Source organism: Yinghuangia sp. YIM S10712, from assembly GCF_051388935.1.
GTDB lineage: Bacteria > Actinomycetota > Actinomycetes > Streptomycetales > Streptomycetaceae > Yinghuangia.
Map to the genome: position 1 here is coordinate 701,167 of NZ_JBPKBI010000001.1, position 7,808 is coordinate 708,974.

Genomic DNA, 7,808 nt, shown 5'->3' on the forward strand with positions numbered 1-7,808 from the left:
TCGGCCGCCTCCGGTTCCGCGACCGCCGGGGCAGCCGCTCCGGCGGTCGCGTCGGCCGCGGTCGCCTCCGACTCGCCGGAGGCCGCCGCCGAGCACCTGGCCGGGGCGGAGCGCCCGCACCTCATCGGGGTACGGCACCACGCGCCCTCGCTGGCCGCCGCCATGCCCGGTCTGCTCGACGCCGCGCGCCCCGACGTGCTCCTGATCGAACTCCCCGCGGACCTCCAGGACTGGATCCCGTGGCTCGCCCACGAGGAGACGCAGGCGCCCGTCGGGGNTCGCTGGCCGCCGCCATGCCCGGTCTGCTCGACGCCGCGCGCCCCGACGTGCTCCTGATCGAACTCCCCGCGGACCTCCAGGACTGGATCCCGTGGCTCGCCCACGAGGAGACGCAGGCGCCCGTCGCCCTCGCCGGCTCGGGCGCACACGGGCTTGGCTTCTACCCATTCGCGGACTTCTCGCCGGAGCTCGCCGCCGTGCGCTGGGCGGCCCGGAACCAAGTCCCGGTGCTGGCCTGTGACTTGCCGCTGGCCCACCGCGGCTGGGCGGCAGCCGGTCCCGATGACGCGGCACCCGCCCAGGTGCGTGGCGGCCCCGGACTGCACGACATGCTCGGCCGCAACCTGTCCGGTCGGCCCGGCGACGACCTGTGGGACCGGCTGGTCGAGGCCGCCGCACCCGGCTCGACGCCCGAGGCGGTACGCCGGGCCGCCCTCATGGTCGGCTGGGCGCTGCGCCGCGACGCCGAACTCGGCCGCGGCGTCGACCGCACCGACCTGGTGCGCGAGGCGTGGATGCGCCGCACGCTTCGCGAGGCGACCGCCGACGGCTCCCGCGCGGTCGCGGTGGTGGGCGCCTTCCACACCCCCGCACTGCTTGCGGAGGACGACGGCACGGCGCTCCTCGAGGCCGCCGTTGCGCCGTCGACCCGGGCGGACGGGGTGGTCACGTCCCTCGTGCCCTACACGTACGCCCTCCTCGACGAGCGCTCCGGCTACCCGGCCGGCATCCGCGACCCCGAATGGCAGCACGAGGTGTACGCAGCCGCCGGGGACCCCGAGGCGCTGCACGACACCCTCACCCGCGCCGCGACCCGCATCTGTGCCGAGCTGCGCGGCCAAGGCCACCCGTCCGGGCCCGCCGACGCCCGCGAAATCGTGCGGGTGGCAGGAGACTTGGCCCGTTTGCGGGGTCTACCCGCAGCAGGGCGGGGCGAGTTGCTGGAAGCCGTGCAGACCGTCCTGACCCATGGCGAATCCCTCGGCCGGGGCCGCGCGGTGGCGCGCGCTCTCGAACGCGTGCTCGTGGGCACGCGCGTCGGCTGCCGGGCCCCGGCCGCTCCCCGCAGCGGCCTCGGCCCGGCCGTCGAACAGGCCCTGGCCGATCTGGGGTTGCCCGGTCCGCACAGTGAGGACACCGCCGAGGAACGCGACATGCGCCTCGACCCGCTGCGCACCGACCTCGACCGCCGCCGCGAGCTGCTGCTCAAGCGCCTGGAGGTGTGCAAGGTCCCCTACGCCGAAGCCGTGGACGTCGTCGGCACCGGCGGCGCCGACGCGGTCACCACCCGGTGGCGCGTGCGCTGGTCCCCGTCGACGGCGGCCATGCTCGACGTCGCCGGGATTCGCGGCGTGACACCCGAACAGGCGGCCGAGGGCGTCCTGCGCGAGCGGCAGCGCCGCGAGCGCGACGAGGGCGGGCCGACCGCGGCCCAGGTGCTGGCCGGGTTGCGCCAGGCCGCCGAATGCGGACTCGCGCACCTGGTGGCCGAACGCCTCGACCAGGTCGGCGACATCCTGCCCGCGTCCGGATCGCTGCCCGAACTCCTCGCCGGACTCGGCCTGTTGGACCGACTGCACGCGGGGCACATACCGGGCCTCGCGGCGATGCCCGACGCGACGCGCCCGATCGCCGCGGAACTCACCGCGGCAGCGGTGCGCCAGATCGACGGCCTGGCCGGTTCCGAGGAACCAGCGGACGCCCGCGCGCTGGTCGAACTCACCGGACGTGCCGACGAGTTCGGCGGTCTGCGACTGACTGACGCGCTGACCCGGCTCGCAGCCGACGGCGCCCCCTTGATGGCAGCAGCGGCCGGAGCCGTACGCGTCCTGCTCGGCCACGACGACGCCGACCGGTTCGGTGTTCGTGTCGCATCCTGGCTCGACGACGCCACCACCCCCGCCCGCCGCGCCGACCTCGTACGCCGCCTCACCGGCGTCCTGACCGCGGCCGGCCCGCTCCTGGCTGCGGGAGGCGAGGCGCTGGAACCCCTGCTGACCCGCATCGTCGCCCTGTCGGACGACGATTTCCTGACCCGCCTACCCGCGCTCCGCGGCGGCTTCGACACGCTCGCCCCGGCCGCCCGGGACCGTCTCCTCGCGGTCGTCGAGGAGAGCCTGGACGACCGGATCGACACGCAGACCGACGTGGCGCCCGAATCGCTGGCCGCCTGGGCGTCGGCCGACATCGCGGGCCGGAACGCCCTCACGGTCAAGGGGCTGTGGCCCCTGGGAGGACAGGACGACGCGCTGTCCGACGCGGCGCCGACCGCCGCGCCGACCGCCGCGTCGGCCACGCCGTCGGCGTCGCCATCGACGTCGCCGAAAACTTCCGCGGCCGCGACCACCGCACCCGCGAAGACGGCCAAGGCAGCTCCGCCCGCACCCCCGCACCACCGTCGGGCAACGGCCACACAAACCGGGCCGGAAGCGCCCGTGACACCACCTGCCGTCGACGCGTCGGCGAACACCCTCACCCCTCAAGCCCGCTGGCGCCTCGTCCTCGGTCGCCGCACCGACCCACGAGACCCCCGCGCCACACGCCTCGGCGCCGCACTCGACGAGCTTTACGGCACCGGGCGCGGTGAAGGCTCGCGCGGCGACCTCGGCGGCGGGCCGGCAGGCTCGGGCGGCGGACGCGAGGCCGCGTACCCCTCGGTGCGCGACTGGGCGGAGGACCTGGCCGCGCTGTTCGGCCCGGCAGTCCGCGAGGAAGTCCTCGCCGCGGCTGTCGCCGCCGGCCGCAGGGACGCGATCACCGAACTGGACCCCGACTCGGCCCGCCCGTCGGTCGACCTCCTGCGCGCCGTCCTCGAACACGCGGGCGGGCTCCCGGAGTCCCGCATTGCCGCACTCCGGCCGCTGGTCGACCGCATCGTGGCCGAACTCACGCGCGAACTCGCCACGCGGCTCCGCCCGGCCCTGTCCGGCGTCACCATCCCGCGCCCGAGCCGCCGGCCCGGCGGCGGCCTCGACCTGCCGCGCACGATCCGCGCCAACCTGGCCACCGCGCGCCCACGGCCCGGCGGCGGCGTGACCGTCGTCCCGGAGAAGCCGGTGTTCCGCACCAAGGCCCGGCGCTCCGCCGACTGGCGGCTCATCCTGGTCGTCGACGTGTCGGGCTCCATGGAGGCGTCGACGATCTGGTCCGCGCTGACCGCCTCGATCCTCGCCGGAGTCCCCGCGCTTACCACCCACTTCGTGGCGTTCTCGACCGAGGTCATCGACTTCACCGACCAGGTGCACGACCCACTCGGCCTGCTGCTGGACGTGCGCGTGGGCGGCGGCACGCACATCGCCGCCGGTCTGCGGTACGCCCGCGAGCTGGTCACCGTGCCGTCCCGCACACTCGTCGCGGTGGTGAGCGACTTCGAGGAGGGCTGGCCTCTCGGCGGCCTGCTCGGCGAGGTTCGCACACTCGTCAACTCCGGCTGCCACGTCCTCGGCTGCGCGAGTCTGGACGACCGCGGCAAGCCCCGCTACTCGACCGCCGTCGCGGCGCAACTGGTCGCCGCGGGGATGCCCGTCGCGGCCCTCAGCCCGACCGAACTGGCCCGCTGGGTAGGGGAGAAGGTCCGTTGAGCACGATGGAGAAGCAGGAATCGGGCGCACTCGCCGGAGTCTCGGTGCACCCGGCCGTCGTCGCGGAGATCGTCGAGGCCCTGCCCCCGCGCCTGCGCAAGCGCCTCGACGCGGCGATCGGGAAGCTCGCCGCGCGCCCCGCGACCCGCGAGGGGGACAGTGTCCGGATCGCGGTCGACGACGAGGCCGCGCTGACGCTGCACGCGCCCGGCGGGACCGTGCGTACGACGGACGACGTCGTCTGTGCGTGCCTGCTGGCACCCAGTTGCGTACACCGGGCGGCCGCGGTGTCGATGCTCGACATCGCGGACGCCGACTCCGACGACACCGCCGAATCCGCAAGGGCCGCGGGTTCCGCCGAGGCTCCGGCCGTCACATCCGACGAGGCGTCGGCGGCCGGCCGCTCGCCCGAGCAGCAGGCCGCGGCGCTCGGCCTCTGGAAGGCCGCCGCGGCCGTCCTCGACGCCGGTATCCCCGGCGCGGGCGCGGTGCGACAGGCCGAACTCCTCCGCGCGGCGCACACCGCGCGCCTCGCGGGCCTGCACCGGGGCTCCGCGGCAGCCGTCGCCGTCACCTCCGGGCTGCGGGCGGCACGCGGCGACGACCCCGCGCACCGCCTCGCCGACCTCACCGAGACATTCCACGAACTCCTTGACACCGCAAACCTGTTGGCCTCGGAGAAGGTTCCCGGCAACGCCCCGCCGGCCGAACTCCTCGGTACCGCCCGGCAGGCCTACGCGCACGCCGGCTCGCTTCGCCTGCACGGCCTCTTCAGCGAACCCGTCCGGACCGCCTCCGGACACGCGGGCGTCGTCACCTATGTCCTCGGCCCCGACGGAGCCCTGCGCAGCGTCGCGGACGTCATGCCGGGCACCGCCGACCGCATCGCCGGTGCCGCGGCGCGCGCGGTGCGCATGGGCGACACCGCACTGGACCACAACGCCCTGTCCCGTGCGGGCCTCATCGTCTCCGGCGCCACGGAGTCACCGACCGGCCGCCTCGGCGCCGGCTCCTCGGTCCGTGCGGTCAGCGCGTCCGGTGTGTCCTGGCATGCCGAGCCGTCGTCCGCGTTGTGGTCCGAAACGCCGCACGCCCAGGTCGCCCGTGTGCTGCGCGCCCGCGAACTTCCCCAGGACAGCCGCCGCGCGGGCGCCGACCTGGTCTTCCTCGACATCGACATCCTCGGCCCGATCGCCGCGTCGCCGCACGCCGGCACGCGCGGCGACCGCGTCGCCGCCCGCTGCCGCCGCACGGGCGTCGTCCTGCAACTCCTCGTCGCGGACGACCACCCGACGCTGGCCTACCGCGACAACCTGCGTCTGCTCGCCACGCGCCCGGGGCTGGCGCTGCGGCTGATCGGCCGCCTGGAGGCCGGAACGGACGCGGCGGTCCACGCGCTCGCGGCAGCCCCGATCGAGGACGACGCCGGCGACCCGCGCGCAACTGACGCACCGACAGCCGACGCCCGGTCAGCGGACACGAGCGAATCCGGCGTACACGGTCGGCCGTACACCCTCGTCCTTCCGAAGGACCGTCGCGGCCGCGTGAATCTCGGGCTCGACCGTCTTCAACAGGCCGACCTGCCGCCCGTCGACGCGGTCGGCATGACGGGAAATCAGGATGAAAGCGGTAAAGAAGACTCCGCGAAAACTCCGCCGCAGCACGGTGTATCCGAAGATCACTCCGGCGTACGCCCCCTGGCGCCACCCCTGTTCGCAGCCGCGCCGAGCAGGCTCGACGCGGCTCCCACCTATCTGATGCACCGCCACATCGAGCGGGCTCTTTCCGGTGGGCGCCCGGCGGTCGCCGTCTCCGGCTCGCTTGCCCGGGACACCGCACGACTGCGCCGCGACGGCTTCGGGACCGCCGCTGACCTGCTGGAACACCTGGTGGCCGCAGCAGCAGACAGGGGCCGGGACGTCTTCGGCCGCCTGCTGCCGGCGGATACCGACCGGCTGGCCCGGTGCTGGCTGGCCGCTGCCGCGTACGTGCGCGCGGTCGACGCCGCTCTCACCGCACACGCGTGGCGGCCTCCCGAGCAGGGCTGAGCACGAGGCCGGCCGCGGGCCGAACGGCCGCCGTGGGCACGGCGCGGACAGGCCGCGGAACCGATTTCCGATGCGGGGCATGGGCCGTGTATGGTTTCACCTGCTCGCCCCAATAGCTCAGTCGGCAGAGCGTCTCCATGGTAAGGAGAAGGTCTACGGTTCGATTCCGTATTGGGGCTCTGACGAAGAAGGCCCTGCCCGGTGACGGGCAGGGGGCTTCTTCGAGGCGGCGTAGCTCAGTCGGTAGAGCAAGCGGCTCATAATCGCTGTGTCACCGGTTCAAGTCCGGTCGCCGCTACCCAGCCAGGGAGCCGATGTGGGGGAGACCTCAGGTCGGCTGCTTCTGCTGAATTCCGCTGATCACCCATCCACGACTGTCAGGAAGGCGCTCCCGTGGCTGCCACAGATGTCCGCCCGAAGATCACGCTTGCCTGTGTGGAGTGCAAGGAGCGGAACTACATCACCAAGAAGAACCGGCGCAACGACCCGGACCGTCTTGAGATGAAGAAGCACTGCCCGCGCTGCAACGCCCACACGGCGCACCGCGAGACCCGCTGACCGCAGCGGTCCCGCCCCCGACTCACGACGAGGCCATCCCGGCACCCGGGGTGGCCTCGTCGGCGTTGCCTCGGGCGTCCCGACTCGCGTCGCGGACGTGACGTATCGGCCCTCCCGGGGGTTATCCGGAATACTGCGGTCACTCGGTCACTCGGTCACTCGGTCACTCGGTCACTCGGTCACCGGGTGACGCGGTCGCCGCATTCGGTGTGGCAGGACGCGGAGTGCCCTGCGGCAATCACGTCCACTCCCGCGACCGGGCGACGCACCTGTTGTTCCGTTCCTCGCAGCTTCCCTGGAGGCGACCCCGCAATGGCGCTGGATCCCAAGTTCATCGGGCGCACATATCCGCCCACCGCTCCGTACGAGGTGGGCCGCGAGAAGATCCGGGAGTTCGCCGACGCGATCGGCGACGACAACCCGGTCTACCGCGAGCCGGAAGCAGCCGCGAAGTACGGGCACCCGGACGTCATCGCCCCGGTCACGTTTCCCATCGTGATCTCGCTGGGCGCGGCCGAGCAGATCGTGAAGGATCCCGAACTGGGCCTGGACTACTCGCGTGTCGTCCACGCCGACCAGCGTTTCTCGTACGCGCGTCCGGTTAGGGCGGGCGACCGCCTCGTGGCCGTCGTGACGGTGGAGAACATCAAGACGATGGCCGGCAACGACATCATCACCACCCGTGCGGACATCGCGACCGTCGAGGGTGAGCACGTCGTGACCGCCCGCTCGACCCTGGCCGCGCGCGGCACCGCAGACGAGGAGAACTGACGTGGCAGCGGGCATCAGCTACGACGACGTCGAGATCGGCACCGCGCTTCCGGCGCAGACCTTCCCGGTCCGCCGCGAGGACCTGGTCCGGTACGCGGGCGCCTCGGGGGACTTCAACCCGATTCACTGGAACGAGCGATTCGCGGTCGAGGTCGGCCTGCCGGACGTCATCGCGCACGGCATGTTCACGATGGCCGAAGCGGTCCGCGTCGTGACGGACTGGGTGGGCGACCCGGCCGCGGTCGTCGAGTACAGCGTCAAGTTCACGCGTCCCGTCGTGGTCCCCGACCCCGACGGCACCGCCGTGGAGGTGACCGGCAAGGTCGCGCAGAAGCTGGACGACCGGCGTGTGCGCGTGGACCTGACGGTGACCTGCGGCGAGGCCGGCAAGGTGCTCGGAGTACCGCGCGCGGTCGTCCAACTCGCCTGACGGGCGCGGCGGGCGGCCCGGCGGTGCGGGCGCGGCCGTCCCGGACACCGCCGCCCCGTAATCTGTTCGCGTGCAGCATCTCGCGGATTCGCCCCTGGCCCCCCTGACCACCCTCCGCCTCGGCGGACCCGCCCGTCGCCT

General features: G+C 73.7%; 6 protein-coding genes and 2 tRNA genes. All 8 read left to right on the top strand.

Annotated features, from left to right (window positions below; genetic code table 11):
- Positions 1-162: 162 nt before the first annotated feature.
- On the top strand, positions 163-336 hold the full coding sequence (locus ACRX5W_RS03320; protein WP_436786774.1) for a DUF5682 family protein: 174 nt from the start codon (positions 163-165) through the stop codon (positions 334-336).
- Positions 294-3,860 carry a vWA domain-containing protein gene (locus ACRX5W_RS03325; protein WP_436786357.1) on the top strand — a complete coding sequence of 1,189 codons (3,567 nt, stop codon included), beginning with the start codon at positions 294-296 and terminating at the stop codon, positions 3,858-3,860. The genes ACRX5W_RS03320 and ACRX5W_RS03325 overlap by 43 nt, the downstream gene beginning before the upstream one ends.
- Before the next feature lie 5 nt (positions 3,861-3,865).
- Positions 3,866-5,908: a hypothetical protein gene (locus ACRX5W_RS03330; protein ID WP_436786775.1), complete on the top strand. Its 2,043-nt coding sequence runs from the start codon at positions 3,866-3,868 to the stop codon at positions 5,906-5,908.
- A gap of 106 nt (positions 5,909-6,014) precedes the next feature.
- Positions 6,015-6,087, top strand: a tRNA-Thr gene (locus ACRX5W_RS03335).
- A 46-nt stretch (positions 6,088-6,133) separates the two neighbouring features.
- Positions 6,134-6,206: transfer RNA gene (locus tag ACRX5W_RS03340), tRNA-Met, on the top strand.
- A gap of 95 nt (positions 6,207-6,301) precedes the next feature.
- Positions 6,302-6,466, top strand: coding sequence for a 50S ribosomal protein L33 (rpmG, locus tag ACRX5W_RS03345; RefSeq protein WP_004571794.1), 165 nt, complete (start codon positions 6,302-6,304; stop codon positions 6,464-6,466).
- Positions 6,467-6,778: 312 nt separating this feature from the next.
- Positions 6,779-7,237 (top strand): FAS1-like dehydratase domain-containing protein, encoded by a 459-nt coding sequence (locus ACRX5W_RS03350; RefSeq protein WP_436786358.1) that lies wholly within the window; start codon positions 6,779-6,781, stop codon positions 7,235-7,237.
- Between the two features lies 1 nt (position 7,238).
- Positions 7,239-7,667 (top strand): MaoC family dehydratase, encoded by a 429-nt coding sequence (locus tag ACRX5W_RS03355; protein ID WP_436786359.1) that lies wholly within the window; start codon positions 7,239-7,241, stop codon positions 7,665-7,667.
- Positions 7,668-7,808 lie beyond the last annotated feature (141 nt).

Bases quoted from the DNA above. Each gene is read 5' to 3' on its own strand.
- ACRX5W_RS03325 (WP_436786357.1), top strand. From the start codon at position 294: ATGCCCGGTCTGCTCGACGCCGCGCGCCCCGACGTGCTCCTGATCGAA.
- ACRX5W_RS03330 (WP_436786775.1), top strand. From the start codon at position 3,866: ATGGAGAAGCAGGAATCGGGCGCACTCGCCGGAGTCTCGGTGCACCCG.
- ACRX5W_RS03350 (WP_436786358.1), top strand. From the start codon at position 6,779: ATGGCGCTGGATCCCAAGTTCATCGGGCGCACATATCCGCCCACCGCT.